The organism is Microcoleus sp. D3_18_C2, assembly GCF_036702395.1.
Taxonomy (GTDB): domain Bacteria; phylum Cyanobacteriota; class Cyanobacteriia; order Cyanobacteriales; family Microcoleaceae; genus Microcoleus.
In genome coordinates this window covers 153,675-176,069 of record NZ_JAUBTG010000001.1, presented here as the reverse complement: position 1 = coordinate 176,069, position 22,395 = coordinate 153,675, and the positions used below count along the sequence as shown (strand labels likewise).

At 49.3% G+C, this 22,395-nt stretch carries 8 protein-coding genes; 3 read left to right on the top strand and 5 right to left on the bottom strand.

What is annotated here, in order from left to right:
* Positions 1 to 233 precede the first annotated feature (233 nt).
* The 3 genes from QUA88_RS00650 to QUA88_RS00640 all read left to right on the top strand — a co-directional run bounded on the left by QUA88_RS00650 (position 234) and on the right by QUA88_RS00640 (position 11,085).
* Positions 234 to 347 carry a sulfotransferase gene (locus tag QUA88_RS00650; RefSeq protein WP_333070737.1) on the top strand — a complete coding sequence of 38 codons (114 nt, stop codon included), beginning with the start codon at positions 234 to 236 and terminating at the stop codon, positions 345 to 347.
* Positions 348 to 509: 162 nt separating this feature from the next.
* Entirely contained in the window at positions 510 to 839 is a 330-nt protein-coding gene (locus QUA88_RS00645) for a hypothetical protein (protein WP_333163442.1), read from the top strand.
* Positions 840 to 1,248: 409 nt separating this feature from the next.
* The gene (locus QUA88_RS00640) at positions 1,249 to 11,085 is read left to right on the top strand and encodes a DUF4347 domain-containing protein (protein WP_333269715.1); all 9,837 of its coding nucleotides are present in this window, start codon (positions 1,249 to 1,251) and stop codon (positions 11,083 to 11,085) included.
* 88 nt (positions 11,086 to 11,173) lie between these two features.
* Here the strand turns inward: QUA88_RS00640 and cruG are convergent, their stop codons facing one another.
* The 5 genes from cruG to QUA88_RS00615 form a co-directional block, all read right to left on the bottom strand.
* Positions 11,174 to 12,376, bottom strand: a complete 1,203-nt coding sequence (gene cruG, locus QUA88_RS00635; RefSeq protein ID WP_333269712.1) for a 2'-O-glycosyltransferase CruG — start codon at positions 12,374 to 12,376, stop codon at positions 11,174 to 11,176.
* A 232-nt stretch (positions 12,377 to 12,608) separates the two neighbouring features.
* Entirely contained in the window at positions 12,609 to 13,550 is a 942-nt protein-coding gene (gene cruF / locus QUA88_RS00630; protein ID WP_333052677.1) for a gamma-carotene 1'-hydroxylase CruF, read from the bottom strand.
* A 242-nt stretch (positions 13,551 to 13,792) separates the two neighbouring features.
* The gene (locus tag QUA88_RS00625) at positions 13,793 to 16,408 is read right to left on the bottom strand and encodes a CHAT domain-containing protein (RefSeq protein WP_333208382.1); all 2,616 of its coding nucleotides are present in this window, start codon (positions 16,406 to 16,408) and stop codon (positions 13,793 to 13,795) included.
* A 119-nt stretch (positions 16,409 to 16,527) separates the two neighbouring features.
* A complete protein-coding gene (locus tag QUA88_RS00620) occupies positions 16,528 to 19,425 on the bottom strand; it encodes a two-partner secretion domain-containing protein (protein WP_333052674.1) in 2,898 nt (965 codons plus the stop codon).
* A 65-nt stretch (positions 19,426 to 19,490) separates the two neighbouring features.
* The gene (locus tag QUA88_RS00615; protein ID WP_333052673.1) at positions 19,491 to 22,382 is read right to left on the bottom strand and encodes an S-layer family protein; all 2,892 of its coding nucleotides are present in this window, start codon (positions 22,380 to 22,382) and stop codon (positions 19,491 to 19,493) included.
* Between the last annotated feature and the right edge of the window lie 13 nt (positions 22,383 to 22,395).

Below are 22,395 nucleotides of genomic sequence, written 5' to 3'. Positions count from 1 at the left end.
TAATTTTGTCCTCATGCCAAAGATCCGACTTTTCCGACTTTACAGAGGCAGGGGCCCGAAGCAATGATAGAGATAGGGAAAGTCAACCCACTATGTCTAGATTGTAAAGATATCGTAAATCTGGATGTTGTGTGGCGAAATGTTAAATAAAAATATGCTAAAAAAAATATGTCTTTAGTATGATACATTTAGGTAGCATCTAAGTTCTACCAACCCATTCCCACGCGAGGCCAGTGAAAGCCCACTTCATATCAGGACTACCCCGATCGGGCTCTACTTTACTGGCTGCACTACTAAGACAAAATCCCCGGTTTCACGCAGCTATGACTAGCCCCGTCGGGGGTTGAGTGGAGAGAATGCTGGAAGCCATGAGCGAAGACAATGAGTTTTCCACGTTTATTTCTCTGGAACAAAAAGGGGCACTGATTCTCAGTATTTTTTCTGCCTATTACCACCCGCAAGCTGACCAATAAATCATCTTCGACACCAATCGTCTTTGGTGTAGCAAATTGCCCTTAATTCGGGAAGTATTTCCTGAAGCAAAAGTCATCTGCTGCGTCAGAAATATCGCCTGGATTATGGACAGCATCGAGCTACTGATTCGGCGTAACGCTTTTGATGTTTCCCGGTTATTTAATAATCCAGCGGAACGGGCTACAGTCTACAGTCGCACCCAGGCATTAAGTCAAGGTTCGCGTTTAGTTGGGTATGCCTATAACGCTCTTAAAGAAGCTTTTTACAGCAAACAGAGTGCATTTATTCTATTGGTAGATTACGAGCTATTAACTATAGGAACGGCTAAAACGATGTCGCTAATTTATCAATTTCTGGGCGAATAGCCTTTTGAGCATAATTTCGAGAATGTTCAATATCAAGAGCCAGAATTTGATAATAAGCTCAAAACACAAGGGTTACATCAAGTGCGTGCCTAAGTCGAGTTTAAACCGAGAAAAACGATTTTACCCCCCGACTTGTTTGAGCGATTTGATAGCTTATCTTTTTGGACAGAGGCAACAAATAGTTGTGCCAGCGCTATTGTAGCGAAGCCACAGTCCGGCAGGGGTTTCAACCCCCGGCGGACTTGGCGGGCTCACAGCTTAAGTTGACACCAATTGGCACGGTGCCGTGTCCTGACTGTGGGTAATATCAATTCCAATGTCACCGGATTTGAGATTAAGCTTTGATGCGGGGGTTTCAACCCCTGCCGGACTTAAATGTAAACGATAGATATAAAGGATTGCAGCAATTATGAATTTATCAACCCCGAACAAGCAAATTATTTTCGTTGACCCCTCTGTACAGAATTATCAAAACTTGATCGAGGGCGCAGATGCTAACGCCAAAATAGTCATTTTAGATGACAAGCGTAGTGGCCTTGAACAAATTACAAAAGCATTGGCTAGTGAAAGTGGCATTGAAGCTGTTCATGTAGTTTCTCACGGCAACCAAGGCAGTTTAAAACTCGGTGCCGAGGTACTTAATGAGAAGGATCTAGGAAATTTCAGTCAAAAGCTAAAACAGTGGGGACAAGCCCTCACCCAAAACGCCGATATTCTATTGTATGGATGCTCCATCGCCAAAGGAGAAGCCGGACTAAAATTTGTCAAACACTTCAGCGAACTAACAGGAGCCAACATCGCCGCCTCAGCCCACCCCACTGGCAGTGCCCAATTAGGAGGAGACTGGAACCTAGAAGTACAAATCGGGGATATTTCCACCCCAATAGCATTTAACGCCAAGGCCCTCAAAACCTACAGCGGCGTACTAGGCTTGGCCCCTAAAGTTGACTTCCCAACTGGCAATAGCCCCCAATCCGTCAGCATCGGCGACATCAACGGCGACGGCAAACCGGACTTAGCAGTGGCGAACTACGGCAGCACCAGCGCCTCCATCCTGCTCAACACCACCACCACCGGAGCCACCACCCCCACTTTCGCCACCAAAGTTGACTTTACTACTGGCGTTGCGCCCATCTCCGTCAGCATCGGCGACTTCAACGGCGACGGCAAACCAGACTTAGCAACGGCGAACAAGCACGGCCCCGAGAGCGCCTCTATCCTGCTCAACACCACCACCACTGGAGCCACCACCCCCACTTTCGCCACCAAAGTTGACTTTACTACTGGCCCTAACCCCTACTCCGTCAGCATCGGCGACATCAACGGGGACGGCAAACCAGACTTAGCTGTAGCGAACGCCTTCAGCAACACCGCCTCCATCCTGCTCAACACCACCGCCACCAACGCCACTACCCCCACTTTCGCCACCAAAGTTGACTTCCCAACTGGCGCTAGGGCCTACTCCGTCAGCATCGGCGACATCAACGGGGACGGAAAACCCGACTTAGCTGTGGGGTTAGGTCAGGTGTTAAACAGTGGCGGCTCAGGCATCTCCATCCTGCTGAACACCACCGCTACCGGAGCCACCACCCCCACCTTCGCCACCAACGTTGACTTCACAACTGGCGGTTTCCCCAGATCAGTCAGCATCGGCGACTTCAACGGGGACGGGAAACCGGACTTAGCGACGGACAGCAGCGGCAGCAACACCGCCTCCATCCTGCTCAACACCACCGCCACCAACGCCACCACCCCCACTTTCGCCACCAATGTTGACTTCACAACTGGCACTACCCCCATGTCCGTCAGCATCGGCGACATCAACGGGGACGGAAAACCGGACTTAGCATTGGCGAACCGCAACAGCGCCAGCGCCTCTATCCTGCTCAACACCACAGCCACCAACGCCACCACCCCCACTTTCGCCACCAAAGTTGACTTCACAACTGGCACTACCCCCTACTCCGTCAGCATCGGCGACATCAACGGGGACGGAAAACCTGACTTAGCAACGACGAACCAAAACGGCAGCAACACCGCCTCCATCCTGCTCAACACCACCCCCAAAGTTACTGCTGTCACCGCCACCACCCCTGACGGCAGCTACGGTGTAGGTTCTACCATCGCCATCACCGTCACCTTCGATGCTGCTGTCACCGTCACTGGTACACCTCAACTGCAACTAGAAACAGGTACAACTGACAAATTTGCCAACTACGTTTCTGGTAGCGGCGGTACTGTACTCACCTTCAACTATGTAGTGCAAGACGGAGACACTTCCCTCGACTTAGAATACGCCACCACCGCCCTCACCCTCAACGGCGGCACCATTCAAGATAGTTTGACTGCGAATGCTGATTTAACCCTCCCCGCCCTAGCCACAGCCAACTCCCTCGGCGGTAGCAAAGCCATAGTTATCGATGCTCTCAACGACCAACCGGCTTTCACCGCCACCAGCCCAGCGGCAGTCAACGAAGATGCTGGGGAACAAACATTAACAAGTTGGGCTACCTTCAACCCCGGCCCTGGCAATGAAGCCGCCCAAACGGCCACCTACACCGTCAGCAACATCGGCAACGGCGCTTTATTCTCCGGCGCGCCCACTATAAACAACGCCAATGGCAACCTCACTTACACACCCGCCCCCAAGGCCTTCGGCACCTCCACCTTTGACGTGCGAGTCCAAGACAACGGTGGCATTGTTAACGGCGGCGTCGATACCTCGACTACCCAAACCTTCACCATTACCGTTAATGGCATTAACGACCAACCCAGCTTCAGCAATTCCGGCAACCAAACCCTAGCCACCTCGACAAATACCCTCCAAACCGTTCCTAGCTGGGCTAGTGCCTTCAACTTCGGCCCCAACGAAGCGGGCCAAGCCGTCAACGACTTTCTCGTTAACATCACAAACGGCAACAGCTTATTCACCGCCCTCCCCGATGTCGCCAACGACGGCACCCTCACCTACACCCCCAACGGCAACCCCGGCACCGCCACCATACAAGTCCAACTCCAAGACAACGGCGGCACTGCCAACGGCGGCGTAGACACTTCCACAGCATCCAGCTTTACCATCACCATCCCCGCCCCCACCGTCAACCTCTCAGTTACTCCCACCACCGGCACGGAAGCCGGAACCACCAGCATCACCGTCACCGCCACCGCCGCCGCACCTGTAGCAGGCAACCAAACCGTTGACCTCGCCTTAACGGGAGTTGCCACGGCTGCTGATTTCACCGGCACCATTCCCACCCAAATAACCATCGCTGATGGGGCAAGCAGCGGTTCTGTCACCTTCACCATTACCGACGACCAAATCACCGAAATTGACGAAACTGCCAACCTAACTATTAGCAACCCATCGGCAGGCCTTCAATTAGGAACAACTACCACAGGTAGTCTCACCATCACCGACAATGACACCGCTGGATTTGATCTCCTCCCGATTAGCGGCAATACCAGCGAATTCGGTGGTATTGCCACGTTTGACATCCGCCTGAAAAGCCAACCCACAGCCGATGTCATCCTTGGCTTAACCAGCAACAACACAGCAGAAGGCACGGTTTTACCTGCTAACCTCACCTTTAATTCCACCAATTGGAACGCTTACCAAACCGTCTCCATCACAGGTGTAGACGATGCGGTGGCTGACGGTGATATTGCCTACCAAATTATCACCGCCCCCGACACCACCACCGCCGACACCAACTATAAAAATCTCAACCCTGCAGATATCACTGTCACCAACACAGACAACGACTCTCCAGGTGTTACCGTCACTCAATCTGCCGGCAGTAACGAAGTAACAGAAGGGGGAATTACAGATACTTATACCCTACAATTGAACACCCTCCCCACCAGCAATGTTAACGTTACTGTGACGGCGGATACTCAAGCACAGGTTAGCCTAGATGGAACGAATTTTGCTGCCACGCAAACTTTAACCTTCACAAATGTTAATGGCCAAACTCCTCAAACTGTCACCGTTCGTGCTGTTGATGACACCCTACCGGAAAACAACCATACAGGTGCAATAACCCATGCTATTACCAACAGTACCGATCCCAATTATCCAACAACATTGGCGATCGGCCCTGTGAATCCACAGATTACCGATAACGATATTACTTACAGCGTCGTCGGCAGTACCGCCACAGTGACTGAGGGAGATAGCGGTACTCAAGTGGTAAGTTTCACCATTACCCGTACCGGAGAAACGAACCAAAGTAGCAGCATTGATTTTAGTTTTGGGGGAACAGCAACCAATGCCGTAGATTACAATAACGCCAATGTTACCGGAACCGGAGTCACTGCTACTGGTAGTACAGTTACTTTTGCTGCCAATGCTACCATAGCAACAATCGCAGTGGCCGTTGCGGGCGATCGAATTACCGAACCTAACGAAACTCTAGCACTCACTCTGAGCAACGCCACTGCCCCTGGGACTGGTAACATTATTGGTTCTCCAATAATCACCACGATTCAAGACGATGATATTGCGGGAATTTCTATCACTCCCACCAGCGGATTAACAACGACAGAAGCAGGGGGGACGGCTACTTTTACAGTAGTTCTAGATAGCCAGCCTACAGCCGATGTGACTATTGGGATGACTTCCGATAAAACGGCTGAAGGGACTGTAGATAAACCGAGTTTAACTTTTACATCGGCTAACTGGAATACTCCCCAAACCCTCACCGTTACCGGAGTAGATGAGAGTGTAGAAGATGGGAATGTTGCTTACAACATTATCACCGCTGCGGCTACCAGTACCGATACTAATTACAGTGGTGTTAATGCTTCAGATGTCGCAGTTACTAATACTGATAATGACACCAAAGGCATTACGATCACTCCCATCACTGGATTAACAACGACAGAAGCCGGGAGTACGGCTACTTTTACGGTAGTTCTAGATAGCCAGCCTACAGCCGATGTGTCAATCGGGATGACTTCGGATAAAACGGCTGAAGGTACTGTAGATAAACCGAGTTTAACCTTCACGAATGCTAACTGGAATACTCCCCAAACCGTCACTGTCACCGGAGTAGATGAATCAGTAGTAGATGGGAACGCTGCCTACAACATTGTCACCGCACCCGCTACCAGTACCGATACTAATTACAGCGGTGTTAATGCCAACGATGTCGCAGTTACTAATACTGACAACGACACCAAAGGTATTATCGTCACTCCCACCAGTGGTTTAACAACGACGGAAGCGGGGGGAACTGCTACTTTTACGGTAGTTCTAAATAGCCAGCCTACAGCAAATGTCACTATTGGGACGACATCGGATAAAACGGCTGAAGGTACTGTAAATAAACCGAGTTTAACTTTCACTCCGGCTAACTGGAATACTCCCCAAACCGTCACTATCACCGGAACAAATGACTTTGTAGTAGATGGGAACGCTGCCTACAACATTGTCACTGCTGCGGCTACCAGTACCGATACTATTTACCGCAGTGTTAATGCCAACGATGTCGCAGTTACTAATACTGACAACGACACCAAAGGTATTATCGTCACTCCCACCAGTGGTTTAACAACGACAGAAGCGGGGGGAACTGCTACTTTTACGGTAGTTCTAAATAGCCAGCCTACAGCAGATGTGTTGATCGGGACGACATCGGATAACACGGCTGAAGGTAATGTAAATAAACCGAGTTTAACTTTCACTCCGGCTAACTGGAATACTCCCCAAACCGTCACTGTCACCGGAGGAGGAGATGACGTTGTAGATGGGAACGCTGCCTACAACATTGTCACCGCACCCGCTACCAGTACCGATACTATTTACAGCGGTGTTAATGCCAACGATGTCGCAGTTACTAATACTGACAACGACACCAAAGGCATTACTGTCACTCACACTGGATTAAGAACGACAGAAGCGGGGGGAACTGCCTATTTTGGGGTAGTTCTAGATAGCCAGCCTACAGCAGATGTGTTGATCGGGACGACATCGGATAACACGGCTGAAGGGACAATAGATAAACCGAGTTTAACTTTCACTCCGTATAACTGGTATTTTCCCCAAACCGTCACTGTCACCGGAGTAGATGACTTTGTAGTAGATGGGAATGTGGCATACAACATTGTCACCGCACCCGCTACCAGTACCGATACTATTTACAGCGGTGTTAATGCCAACGATGTCGCAGTTACTAATACTGACAATGAGACTGATATCATCGCTCTTGATTTAGGCTTCAACAAGCTGCAAGAGTCCCTGACCAACAATCTGGCGGCTCAAATCCCGGTGGTGGGTGATAAACTCAACGCCATTGCCCCTGATTTTCTAAACAGTATTAAGAACAGGCTAATCACCGACCTGAAAGCGGCGCCAAGCTTCGATAAGGTGAAGTTTCAAGACACCATTAAGACTTCCCTTGGCAAAGACTTCCCCAACCTGACAATTACAGGCTCAGTTGGGGCAAACGGAGAAGCCAAAGTTCTGGTCAGCCTCAGCAAAGAGTACGCAAAGACCCTGGGACTGAATGGTAATTTGGGACTGCCAGCGCTGGGATTGAATACTCAGGGCGATGCCGACGCCAAGTTCAAGTACGACTTTTCCTTGGGATTGGGTCTGAATAAGGATGGGATCTTCTTCGATACTACGAATACAAAGCTTGCCCTCAACGCTGAAGTCGGGTTAGCCAATAATTTTACGGGCAAGGCCAATCTAGGTTTCTTGCAAGTGGATCTAGCGAACAACGGTGCTAACCCCACTAAAATTACCGGTGACTTTAAGGCATCTCTGAAAGATTTAACTACCGCCCAAGGAGGGATAAATGACGGGCGACTGACATTCACTGAACTCAGCAAGGGAAACTATAAACTCTCGGACTTGATTGGTACGAGTTTAGACACCAAAGCCAACCTCGGCCTGAGTGCAAAAACCAGCGTTAATGGCAGTGCTGCGATTCCGTCATTCAACTTCGACCTCAACGCAGGTTTTTCGCCGCTGTCGTATAAGGACGGGACAGGGAGCGGGCCGCAAAAACCCAGTGTTGAGTTCAAGAATATGCAGCTCGACTTGGGAAGCTTTATCACGGGTTTTGCTAAACCTGTCATCACTAAAGTCAATGATGTTGTTAAGCCTGCTCTTCCTATCATCAATGCACTCAACAGCGATATTAAACCGCTGTCTGAATTCGAGGTTGTCAGGAAATTTTTCGACCAAAACGGCGATGGCAAGGTCACGCTGGTCGAAGCAGGTGCCAAGTTGGCAGGCAAAAAGATTGATACTCGATTCCTAGATGGCCTTGAGTCTATCGTCAAGGCTAGTGATTTACTCAAAAATATTTCCTCTAGCAACATTGCTATAGACCTGGGTGACTATAAGATAGATTTCGACGCCACCGATCCCAAGGCTGATACTAAAACCGCTAAGACAACTCAAACCAAAACAGCGGCATCTCCTACTGACCAAGCTAAATCGAAGTCCCAGGGAAAGACTCAAGAGTTGCTTAACCTATTCCAAAAGATGCCTGGGCTGAGTTTACCCATCTTGACCAATCCTGGCACCGCGATCAATTTACTGATGGGTAAACCGGATGTCACCCTGTTCGCCTATAAAGTGCCGAAGCTAGACTTTAAGTTCACAATTGAGAAAGAGTTTCCCATCTACTCAATTCCTGTTGTAAATGTAGGTGTAAACGGCATATTAAAAGGTGATTTTGAAGCTAAAGCTAACTTTGGGTTCGGCTTTGATACTTCTGGACTTTCTCAATGGAAACAATCTGGCTTTAAGGCCTCAGATGCCTCTAAAGTTCTCGATGGCTTCTACGTGAGCGATCGCGAAAATGCGGATGGTACGGGGCGGGACGTTAATGAACTCAAGCTCACAGCTAGTATTAAGGCTGGGGGCGGGGTTAATGCTGGAGTTGCAAAAGCTTATCTTACGGGCGGAATTGAGGCGAATGCTAAGTTTGACTTGCTCGATGTCGGTGAAGACTACAGCAAAGGCACTAGCGGCGATGGCAAAATTCGTGCCTCAGAAATTACTTCCCGTATTAGCAAACCGCTGAGCCTGTTTGAAATCAATGGTGATGTCAAAGCCACCCTAGATTTTAAGGCTGAGTATTACAGGCCCTTTAGCTGGAAAACAGCTTACGAGAAGCGCCTGGGTGAGATGGAACTGGCTAACTTCCGATTGGGAATTGGTTCGACGCGCAAGAGTCGTGCCATTGACGGTTACATCACTGGCGGAAAAGTCTTCTTTGACGCCAACTTCAATAGCCTGCAAGATGATACCGAGCCCTTCGCCTTTACCAACCCTGATGGCAGCTTCGACCTCACAGTAGAACTAGAAAAGTTCGACAACAATAAAGATGGCAAGCTCGACTATACCGAAGGCAAAATTGTCATGGCCGACGGGATAGATATCTCTACCTATTTGCCCCTAGAGACACAGTTGTCTTCTACTCCAGAGTCTGAGGTGGTGACACCTTTAACTACCATCATTGCTGAGTTAGTTCAGCAAGGCATTGACCCTGAAACTGCTGAAACTCAAGTGAAATTGGCGCTGGGGCTGCCGGCTGATGTTGATTTGGGCAGCTACGACCCCCTGGAAGCGATCGCCAATGGGGACGCGAAGGGTGTGGGAGTGTTTGCCTCGATGGTCATGGTGCAAAACACGATCGTCCAGACGGCGAAACTTATTGAAGGGGCTTCGGAAATACCGCTCACTCAACTCGGAAATAGGGCAGCCGCCGCGATCGCCAATACGCTTAAAGCCGGTACTCCAGTTGACTTGAGCAAACCAGAGACAATTCAGGCGATCGTACAGTCCGCGATCGCTGGTGTGGCCACGCAAGACAGCAATCTCAACACACAGCCGTTAGCTAGGGTCGGCTCGGCTGCTGCACAAATAATGGCGCTAGGCAATCAAATTGTTCAGGAACTCACCGCTAGCGGTCCCTCATTAAGTGATATCGCTACGGAAATTACCAAATTGCAGGCAGTATCAGTTGGTCAAATCGCAGTCGGACTGGCGCAATTGGGAGCGGGAACCCAGACTATCGAGCAGTTCCTCGCTGACAACACCAAAGAAAAGATCCTGGAGAAGATGGCACAACTGAGCGTGAATGACCCCACCGTTCGCCCCACCTTCGAGACGATTGACCCCAAAGACCTGATCGTTCCTTATCAACCTACCTCTGGCGAAATCGGCACCGGAATCGGCACCGAAACCCCAACAGCGATCGATCCGATCGCATCAGGAACCCCGACACCATCGGAAACACCGACACCATCGGAAACACCGACACCATCGGAAACACCAACACCCACGCCAACACCAACACCCACGCCAACAACTAATAACCTCTTAGACGATGAGTGCATCTGCGACCAAATTACCTATCCCAACTTAAACCGACCAAACTCGGTTGAAAACACCATCCTCGGCTCATCCGGCCTTCAAATAGGCACTGCCCAAAACGATGAATTACTAGGTAGCAATGCTGCCAACATATTCGAGGGCAAATCCGGGGATGACAACTTATACGGTGGCGCCGATAATGACATTATTAATGGCAACCAAGGCAATGACTTCATCGCCGGAGGCAAAGATGAAGATACTCTCTACGGAGATGAAGGAAGCGACATCATCCTTGGCGAGTCTGGTAACGATTTAATCTTTGGAGGCAAAGGCAATGACTTCTTACATGGTCGCGAAGGTATTGACATCATTTATGGCAACAAAGATGATGACTTCATCGATGGTGGCAAGGATAATGACACCTTATATGGAGGCAAAGGTAACGACATCCTGCTTGGCAGTCAAGGTGATGACAATCTGTTTGGACAGTTAGGTTCAGATACCATCTGCGGCGGTGAAGGTAATGACTTAATCAACGGTGATGAAGGAGCAGATATCCTGGGAGGGTGTGCAGGAAATGATACTCTGTTCGGAGGCGCAGATAACGATACTCTCACTGGTGGGAAAGGCAACGATCTCCTTGACGGAGGCATGGGCAATGATAGTTTGGTCGGCGGTAGCGGCAACGATATCTTTGCCTTAAAAGCCGGTCAAGGATTTGATATAATCGCTGATTTTACCGTCGGTCAAGATTTGATTGGATTAGGTGGTGGTTTGAGTTTTGGACAGTTAGAAATAACTCAAAACACTCAGGGAACTATCATCAAAAACCTCTTGACAGGGGAGCAGTTAGGTGTGATGGTTGGAGTGAGTGCCAATGCGATTACATCCGCTAATTTCCGGTTGATTTAGGAAATCAAGAAAAGTACGATCGCCCATTCGATCAAAAAGGGCGATCGCACTTCTACCAATTTTAAAAGCTGTAGCAAAAATTTAACGATTATTCATACTTTCGGCCGCGCCACTGAGTAGGCTGATGAAAAGCAGAAATTAGAATACGCAAAAACGCCAGCGGATCGGCCAAAGGTGACAGCCAAAACAGCCATTTACCCGATGCCCCAGTTGTATCGTATGAAGGTGCGATCGCCAAACACAAAGCCGATCGCACTGCAACCAAAAATACATTCAATCCCAACAGCCAAAAGTGCGGAAATACACCAACCGGCGGCAGCGAACCAAACAACAAATAGCACAACACAATCGGCACCGGCAAACCTTGAACCGCCAGCAACAGCCACAAATCGCCCCAGATTTGACCGCCCGAAGCAGCATCTTTCAAATCGAGCGATCGACCCCATTCATTCCAAGTCTCGATCGCCCCCTCATACATCCGCACCTTCAACACCTTAGCCCCATCCAAAAAGCCCACCTTAAAGCCCTTAGCAGCCGCATAGCGAGCCAGAGTCACATCATCGCAAAAAGAACCCCTCGCGACCTCATAGCCCCCCAATGCCACCAAAACCTCGCGCTTGCACAAGAAACACTGACCATTCGCCATCACCCGTTCCGGCACATCCCCGCCAGTCCCCGTCGGCCCGAACCGATAAACCAAAGTCATTAACAAAGCAGGTTGCAGCCACAACTCCCCTGGATACTTGAGGATAAACTGTGGCGACAGCGAAATCAAATCGTAATTTCCAGCTTTCGCTGTTTTGAGTAAACTCGCAATCAAACCCGGATGGGGCACAGTATCCGCATCTATCCCCAAAATCCACTCGCACTTCTCGGAACTGGCCAAAAAACCCGCATTCAGCGCCCACGGACGCCCTACCCAACCCGCCGGCAGCGGATCGTCGTTAATCAAGCGAAACCGGGGGTCTTTTTGTGCTGCTGCTTTGACTAAATCTCCGGTTCCGTCTACCGAATAGCTGTCAACCACGATCGCTTCTCGGAGTTCGTAACTTTGGCGGCTTAATCCTTCCAAACAAGGCGAAATGCGATCGGCTTCGTTCAAAGTCGGTACTACCGCAGTACAAGTACCCAACAAATCCAGCGTCGGCGAATCCGGTTCCAGGGGTGGGATGCGCGATGGGCCTTTAATCAAACGCGACATCAGAAGGGCGGCGGCGGGTAATTGCAGCAGCAGGAGTGCGACAGCGATGATACTTGTCAGCGATTGGGAGAACAGGTGAGGGGCGATCATGGGATTTTAGATTTTAGATTTTAGATTTTAGATTTTCAATTGAAGAATTGGAAATTACGGTTGGTGTCAATTTAAAAATTTAATAAAATTTTTGCCTCAAACATATTACAGGAATTGGGCATGAAAAAATCGCCATTGAAAAACCCGGTTTCTTGTAGAAACCGGGTTTTTAAACTAGCTCAAAATTTAGTGTAAATTTTTGCTAAATCAGCCGGGGTTGCTCGCTAGCAACTCACTTACGCAAAACGCCCACGGGCTGAGGTGGAATTTGGGCCGTGATAACAGATGTATCCAAAGACGGCATTGTTTCGGTTACGTCACCTGTTGCGGGTTTAGCGATCCAGCATAACGCGATCGCCGGAACTACACCCAGAAGCACCGCTAGCGATGTCGGGAACCAGAACCGAGAATCCAAGGAAACTACAGTGATAATTGCTCCGAAAGCAAAGTTTACCAAATAAACAATTAAGGGCAAACCCAATTCCGATCGCTCTAATTTAATCGGTGTTTTTCTCCACAAGAAAGCTGCTACAGACATAAATAGCGCCCCCGTACCCATCCAACCAGCCAAATTGCGGTAAGGCATTCCAAAGAAAGCCCCAAGTTCCTCAAACTCCCAAAAAGGAACAGCAGTTTGACTCATCGCCGGATCTAGTACAAAATCCCAAGCAGTTAGCAGCAAAGCACCAAGGGCGATCGCCCCTATTTGGCGCACCCAGTTGAGTTCACCTTTACCGCCAGCTACTCCAGCGCGAGCAATTATGTATGAAACCAGTCCCAGATAAAACCACGAGAGGGGAATGGTAAACGGAACCAGCCCTGCAATTTTGTAGCCCAAACCGCTTAAATAGTGGTAGTGGCCGAAGGGAAAACCCGTACTCGTTCCCAACAACTCGCTACTCAAGGACAAAAACACAGAAGGCACTAAAAAAGCCAGAGTTGCACCCCAACCCAATGTCCGCAAGGCATAGAGAGCAACTGCTGCTGCACCAAAGATGATATAAACTACTCCACCCCCAGCCATCCCCCACTGGAATAGCGTTTGCCCCGCGGGCGGTAAACTCATCACCAATTCGGGACGGGGTAAAATCAGCAGCAACCCTGCCAATCCAAAAGCCATTGACAAGACGTGGGCAATTAAGCAAAAGCGCTCAGCAATCAAAAGTTGCTTCATGGGACTCCTCGAAAAAATATTAGATGCAAAAAGCACTCTTAACAGTTTACAAACTTTAACAAAAAACCAACTGCATTTGAGTCACTTGTCAATTGTCAGTTGTCAGTTGTCAGTTGACTGTTGACTGTTGACTGTTGTCCACCGCCCGCCGATGCCCAATGCCCTGAGCAATCTAAAATCTAAAATCTAAAATCTAAAATTGTCAGATGCCCGATGCCCCATGCCCGATGCCCGATCTTAAATTACTGCCAATTCCCCACTAGCACGAAAGGCGCCCAGAAATAGGGATTTTGATAGTCTGGGTTTTTCAGCAGCGTTAATTGAGCGTTGCGGAGGGCTTCAGCTTTGCTGGTTTTAGAAGAAGCCAGTTGCTTGTAAAATTCAGCCATAAAGATAGCTGTAGATTCGTCGTTGACTTGCCAAAGGGTGGCGGCGGTGCTGCGCGCACCCGATCGAATTGCCGCCCCCGCCAAACCCAAAGCCGCCCGGTTATCCCCCGAAGCAGTTTCGCAAGCACTCAAAACCAAAAGTTCGATCGGCTGTTGTCTCTCCCCTGTGCGGGCTCGCAGCAGTCGATCGAACTCCTTAACATTCACTTTCTGATCCCAAGTCACAATAAAAGTATCCGCTGCATTCGAGCTAAACTGACCGTGAGTTGCCAAATGGACGATCGGGTAAGATACTGCTTTAATTCGATCGTGCAATCGCCCGCTGACAAAATCTTCATTCAGCAGCGAACTCGCCGGCATCTCGGCTGCAATTTGCTGAACTTCCTCCTTCACCCCCGGCAAAGCCGAGAAGCCTTGACGCGGTTCCGAGAGGCCAGCGGTGAGCACTTTTAACTTGACTTTGTTCAGCGGTTTCGGTGCCAGCAATTGCAATCCCGGCGCCAAAGCAATGCTGTATTTTTCTACCAAAAACTTTTCACCGTCGTGCAGCACCGCCATCGGCAGATTTCGCAAATAACCGTCGAGCACAAATACCAGGGTTTTAATCCCGGCGGCAGTCAAATCCGCCTCTGCGGGGCGGATTAACCAGTCATAAACCTGTTCAACGGGTTGCCTCCTGTTGCGGGGGAAAGCAGCAGGCCTGATGAGATTTTTGGCTTGTCTGAAGGCAGTTTCCAACTCAGCTTGAGACTTCTTCGTAGCGTAGCGGCGCAGGGGTTTGCCGGGAATTGACAAAATTACCTCCAAACGATCGCTCAAAATAATCGGATAAATCACCGCCGCAGTCGGATCGATTTCCTCGATCGACTTTGGTTTAGCATCAGCGCAAGCATCCCGAAAAAAGTTGTCCAATTCCGCCAACTGCAAAGATTCCACAGTTTGGCGCGCCAGTTTCAATTTAGGTTGGCTGGGAGATTCCTCTTGCAAAAGCAGCCCGACTAATTCCCGATAAACCGGTTCGGCACTTTCCCGAAACGAAAATTGCACTTCGGGATTGACTGTTACCAAATCGCCCCGCAGAGAAGACAATATATTGACAGCTTGAGTATATTGAACGATCGCCCCTTCTGTATTTCCTTGAGCTTTCCGAATCCGTCCCAGTTGCCAAAACAATTGGTAAGCAATATCGGGAGATTGAAAAGCCGGTGCTAAACTCAAAGCCTCGGTTGTGAGATTTTCTGCTTTCTGATACTGCTGTTGGATTTCCGATAGTTTGCCTTTTGCTGCCAGAATATAAGCTTGTATTCGTCGATCGCCCAAACTGTTTGCTCCTTCGACAGAGCGATCGAGCATTGTGTCAATATCGCTTAAACTCAAAGTTTTCGCAGGCGACTGAGCTAATTTCATCAAGCTTTGAGCTAAATTAATTTGAGCGTAAAGTCCGGCGCGATTCGAGCCAAATTGATCGGTTTGAGATTCGAGAGAACGCCACAAAGCCTCTGCTTCCGACCAATCTTGGCGATCGACTAACAAACTCAATTGATTTAACTTTGCCTGAATTTGTAGGGGCGATCGATCCGGCATCGCCTGGATCGATCGACCATAATACTCTAGGGCAAAGCGTTCCCAATCCGCCCGCTGTTCTGGTGTCAAACCCGGTTTATTGCTTTTAGCCCGTACCGTATTGCCCAGATTAAGATAAATTGCAGCCTCCTCTGGCCGGCTACCTAATTTTTGGGCTGCTTCGAGTCCAAGTGACAGCACATCCTGCGATCGTTCCAGTTGTCCCAAAACCCGCAATACCCGCCCTAAAGCATGAATTGCCCGGACTTGTTCGAGAGAAACAGATTCATTTTTCAAAGTTTCCAAACCCGCTGCGGAAACTTCGCAAGTTTGGTTTTCCAGCTTGAAAGAAGCTAACATCATTTTGCAAGCCCTGGGGTAAAGTCCGAGAATTTCCCAAGCCCGACTTTGATTAATTTGAACTTGAAAAAGTTGGTTCTTTCTATCAATTTGCTCGAAAATTTTAGCAGCTTGCGTCCAAATCTCGATCGCATCTTGAGTCTGCCCGCGTTCAAGTTGCAACTGTCCTTGAATGTTGAGAGTTTCAGCTAAAATCCGCTGCTGTTCGGGAGTTTTGGCTTGGGTTCGCACAGCCGACAAACTCGAATTTACAGCTTTTTCTGCTTCTTCCCAAAGCGCCAACTGCCCGTAGGTTGCAGCTAAATTGCTCAAAGCTGTGGCGCGATCGAGATTTTCGCCTTTTGCCTCAAACTGCGCCGCCGCTTGCTGCAACAAAGGTACAGCTTCCGAAAAACGTTCCTCTTGGTACAGAGTTCGAGCTTGTCGAACAAGCTGCACCGCTGGTGGTGGATTAACCTGAGCAATTCCAGGAGGAATCGCAATTGCTAGCAGACAGGAAATCACAAATAACAGAATTACTTGTCGGAGCGATCGGGTAAACTTCATAGTTAGAAAATAAAATTACAAGCGCAGACACACCTACTGATTAACCCAAATACATCTTATTTTTGATCTGCGTTAATCCGCGTTAATCCGCCTACATCTGCGGTAAAAAAAACCTAATTTCAACGCGGCACACAAACAGAACTAGGTCGAGGATTGCGAGAGTCAGCAGCATTACCCGGATTATATCCAACAAGCATAACTTCTCCTTGAGCATTCACCACCCAACCTTGCGCCGGCACAACTTCGCGATCGGGGATTTCTCCTTCTTCCTTCTTCTTCCCTCGATCGGTTACATCGGTTAAACCCTCTACATTCGTTGCCGAACTTCCTGCCTCTTCCACCCAATTAAACTGGCTAGAATTGCTGCTGAGGGCATCATTGGGACTGGGTGGCACTCCTCCTTTCCCAGTGACGGTAAATGCGCTCTCGGCCTCTTGCGTGCAGGGATTTGCCGCAATTAACGCAGCCGAATCGACCACATTTTGCGGCAGTTCCACTAAACCTTGAGCCGGATTCACTCCAGAAGCACTAAATGTTACAGTACCTTGCAAAGCCGGGCCGCTACTTTGGGAAATCGCCGCAATATCACTGGTAGGATTTAGAGAAGTCGGACTTACTTGCAACGCTGCAAATTGAGCATCTGTTAATCCCAAAGTCGCTCGAACCTGTTCGCGAGTGACTGATGTAAACCCGAAAACATTGGGGACATTAATATTAACCCGCCCACCTTGGGCCGATCGCGCATTAGCCGTAATATCGCTATTTTCGTTGGGAAGAGTAACCAGAATATCGCTTTTAATGTTGATATTGCCGCCGTCGGCAGCGCCCGCATCAGTGGTGATGCGGCTCCCCCGGCGCAATTGGATGTCGCGCGATCGCAAGTTAATATTAGCCCCGATACCCGATACAGTCGTGCCGTCAATACTGCCTTTGGTGGTGAGGGCGATCGAATCTGCGACAACATTGATGCTGCCAGCCTCCCCCGTTCCATAACTCTGGACGCTAACCGCTGCGCCGTCTCGGACACTCAACCGGCCCGCCGCAATGCTCAAGCTTCCCGCCGCACCAGATGGAGGTTGCAGCCCCAACAAAGTCTGGTACAGCAAATCTCCCGAAGCTGTGCCGATGCTGCTGGGAAAGATCCCGTCTCTGGTAGTTCCGGCTATTTCCATCGATTCCGAAGCAGCGACAGTCACATTTCCCCCTTGTCCCTCACCCAAAGTTGAGGCTCCGATAGCTCCTCCGTCTCGGACAATCAACCGTCTGGCATTCAACGTCACATCACCGCCTTTGCCGCCCCCAGCCGTTCCCGCAGCGATTAGACTTCGGGAAGGAATTTCGCCCGGTGCGGTGCCGATCACTTCCACCGAGTCTGAAGCGTTGACGGTGATGTTGCCGCCGGGCCCCCCCGCAGGAATCACCTGCTCTGCAGTTCTCACCCCGCTCGAAGAAGTGATGCTAGCCCCTGCTTCGACGCGCAGGGAGCGGGTGTTAATTTCAATGTTTCCAGCCCTTCCCGTGCCGCCAATACTGTTAGCTGCTAGAGCCGTACTCAGGGGGCTATCCGATCGCTCTCTCGCTACTATTACCGAGTCAGAAGCTCTCACGCTCAGATTTCCGCTGTTCCCGGCACCAAAAGTCGAGGGCGAGATAATGGCTCCGTCGCTGACACTCAGTTGACCGGTTTCGATAGCGATACTACCTGCATTTCCGCTGTTAAAAGTTGTGGTGAACAGCCCGGAGGCGTTGATTTCTACCGATTCAGAGGCTCTAATTGTCACACCAGAGCCGTCTCCGGTACCGAGTGTAGGGTTGAGTATTGCCGATCCGTCTCGGATAGTTAATCGTTTGGTGTCGAGCGCGATATCCCCGGCTCTGCCGGCACCGAGGGTTCCGGTAATGATGCTGCTTTCGCGGGAGGCGACATCTGGCGGCTCTTGTGCTGCACCAGGATCGAGAATCCGTCGCCGAAAGTTCTCAAATCCTATTCCCTTGAGTTCTATATTCTCGGCGGTTCGGACATCGATCGGGCCTCCGGCTCCGCTTCCGGTAGTGGTGGAGCCGACAAAGGCTCGATCTAATAGGCTAAAGCGCACTGCTTCGATATTGATGCCGCGGCCGTCAATGCTTCCCAAGGTATCGGAGACTAGGCTCGATCGATCGCGCAATGTCACATTTCCTCCCCGGAGTGCGATCGCGCCTCCCCCTGGCCCGCTAGCTGTCACCGCCGATAAACCTGATAATTCAATGTTGCCAAAATTGGCAACATTTGTATAATCTAAACCTAATCCTATGGGCGTGATGCTAAAGCTTACTACACCCGGACTTGCCACACTTCCTAATTGAATGTTGCCACTAAAAGCGCTGGCAAAACCATTGTTAAAAATTAAATCTCCTCCCACCATTGCTAAGGTTTGACCGGGAGGAACTGCTAAACCTACGGGGATTGTTGTGCCTTCAATAACTTGGGTAACACTGGAAGAGTTGACAATTGTGCCAGGATTTTCTCTAAAGCTTAAACCCACAGGAATATTAATCGCTAACAATGGCACTGCATTAGAATTAGCTGCACTAAATTCAAACCCATTATCAAAGAGAACGCCGCTACCAGTAGAACCGATAAATGAGCCTCGCAAATCTAACCGAGCATTGGGGCCAAAGACAATCCCTTTGGGGTTAATTAAGAATAAATTGCCGTTTCCCAAAACTCCCAGAGTTCCTAAAATATTAGAAGGGTTGCCACCAGTAACGCGGGTGAAGATGTTGGCAATTCCGCTGGGATTGGCAAAATATGCTCCCCGCCCCTCACGGATGTTAAATTCGCGTAAACTGTGAAATAGGTTAACGCCGCGAGTTGCACCGCCTTCTATTCTATCTGAGGGTAAGTTATTAATCGTGTCGGGAACTGTGCGCGAACTTTCTGCACCCAAGCTGCTATCGGGGACAATTTGGGCGACGGCGGGGATAGGAAACAGCAGTAAAAATGCAAAAAATAGGGCGGAAGATTGGCGGGGCATCTTTTAATTCCTGTTAATTTACTCTTAGGAAAATACCGACGGGTTAGCTAAAAACTGAAGAGTACCTATTGAGGTACGCAAACACCCGTCCGTTTCGGACTGCGAAGAGATGCACCATTACTTGAATTATACGCTACCAGCGTTACTTTTCCTTGCTCATCTATTACCCAACCTTGAGCGGGAATAATTTCTGTTGGCCGCATTTCTATGGATGGTCTTTGGCTTTCTACTTGCTGACTTACACCTACCGCTGGTTCCACCCAATTAAACTGGCTATAATTGCTGCTGAGAACATCATTGGGACTGGGTGGCACTCCTCCTTTTCCAGTGACTGTAAATGCGCTCTCGGCCCCTTGCGTGCAGGGATTTGCGGCAATTAACGCAGCCGGATTGGCCACATTTTGCGGCAGTTCCACTAAACCTTGAACAGGATCAACTCCAACAGAACTAAATGTTACGGCTCCTTGCAACGCCGGGCCACCACTTTGGGAAATCGCGGCGATGTCGCTGGTAGAAATTAGAGAAGTTGGATTTACTTGTAAGGCCGCAAATTCAGCATCAGTCAGTCCTAAACTACTTATAGCTTGTTCGCGGTTAATTGCTGTCAAACCAAATATATTTGGTACATTTACCGTAACTTGACCGCCCCTAGCTGTGCGAGCATTAGCAGTAACATCACTATTCTCTCGCGGTAAAGCTACCAAAATATCGCTGTCAATTCTGATATTACCGCCCTCAGAAATACCTGCATCTGTTGTAATTCGGCTACCGCGCCGCAACTGTACATCTTGCGCCCTGATATTAATATTTCCCCCCCCGCCAGAGTCAGTTGTACCGTCAATACTAGCTTTATTATCCAAGGCAATTGAGTTAGCTACAATGTTAATATTGCCAGCCCTTCCCGTGCCTAAAGACTGAACATTAACCACTGCACTATCCCGGAGAATCAATCGATCGGCATTCAGATTCAACGAACCCGCATTTGCCGTAGCATTGGGATTGACAAAATTCAGCGCCCTGCCAGCCGAAGCCTCAATTCTACTGCTGAACCCACCGCTATTCCCACTGCCTTGGACTTCTGTGCGATCGGCATCAATTGTAATATCTCCCGCATCTGCTGCACCCAAAGAAGCCGCAGTAATAATACCTCCATTTCTTAGAGTGAGCATGGGCGTAGAGAGGCGGATATCTCCACCCCTACCAGAGCTTGTACTTTGAGTAGCCAGAGCACTTGGTGCGAAGCTCGCACTCCCCAAAACTCCAGACACGCCGCTCACTTCTATAGACTCTGAAGCTCTCACAGTTAAATTTCCTCCAGCCCCCCCACTGGTAGAAAACACGTTTTCACCAATAATCGCACCAGTCGATAAACTAATTGCAGCTCCATTAGAAACACTCAGCCGCTTAGTGTCGATCGTAATATCCCCGGCTTTCCCATTCCCATCGAAAGAGTTCGTGCCGAGTACAGTTTGTGCCCCATTTCCAGGGAGGCTCCCCGACAATTCTACAGATTCATTCGCTTTAATCGCGATATTCCCCGATGCTCCATCATTGCGGCTAATACTGACGAGATTGGAGCCATCGCGCAGGATTAACCGTTGTGCGTCAACAGTTATGCTGCCGCCAGAGCCGGTACTTTCCGTCGTTGTGCCGTTATTGATCGCAGAACTGACGACATCAACGGTGTGAGCACGGATATTCAGATTTCCGCCATTTCCTGCACCCAGGGTGCCGGTACCGCCCACTACCCCATCGCGCAGCAGCAGCCGTCCGGTGTCAATGTTAATGTCTCCGGCGGCTCCCTTGCCAACAGTACCAGTGATTAGAACAATTTGCGGGTCAAAAGGATTGAGCGTTCCTGATGCCAGAAATTGGCTGTAAAACCGCTGATAGCCTTCAGTTCCCAACCCGATCATTTCTACTGACTCAGTAGCGTTGATGTTGATATTGCTCCCCTTCCCATCTCCCACTGTCGGGGTGAAAATTTGTGACCCTCTATCTACTCGCAAGTTTTGAGCATTGATGTCAATCGCTCTACCATCAATATTTCCCAATGTCAGTCCATAAATTCCCGAACTACTGACGGTAACATTTCCACCTCTGATGTCAATTTTTCCACCTCCTAATCCGCTGGTGTTTATAAATGCACCGTTCATTTCTATATTGCCGAAGTTCTGAATATTTCCGTAGTTTAAATTCAGACCTAAAGCTGTTGGCTCAAATTGCACTAAACCTGGACTTTTCACACTTCCCAGTAATATTTGTCCGGTATAAGCTGTTAAAATTCCACCTGGGATTTGAATGTCTCCGCCAATTAATGCTAAAGTTTGGCCGGGGTCTACTGCTAAACCAAGTTTGTTAGAAACAGGAATTTCTACGGGCAAGGGCGGTAAGGTTGGTGTGGGGCCGATTGCTTGGGAAGAGTTAACAATTGTGCCGGGATTTTCTCTAAATCTTAAACCCACAGGAATATTAATCGCTAACAATGGCACTGCATTAGAATTAGCTGCACTAAATTCAAAGCCATTATCAAAGAGAACGCCGCTACCAGTAGATCCAATAAATGAGCCGCGCAAATCTAACCGAGCATTGGGGCCAAAGACAATCCCTTTGGGGTTAATTAAAAACAAGTTACTGTTTCCCAAAACTCCCAGAGTTCCTAAAATATTAGAAGGGTTGCTACCAGTAACGCGGGTGAAGATGTTGGCAATCCCGTTAGGACGGGCAAAATATGCTCCCCGCCCTTCACGGATGTTAAATTCTTGGAAACTATGAAATAAATTTACTCCGCGAGTTGCACCGCCTTCTATTCTGTCCGATGGTAAGTTATTAATCGTGTCGGGAACTGTGCGCGAACTTTCTGTTCCCAAGCTATTATCGGGGACAAATTGAGCGACGGCGGGGAAAGGAAACAGCAGTAAAAATACAAAAAATAGGGAGGAAGATTGGCGCTGCATCTTTGAAGTGTGG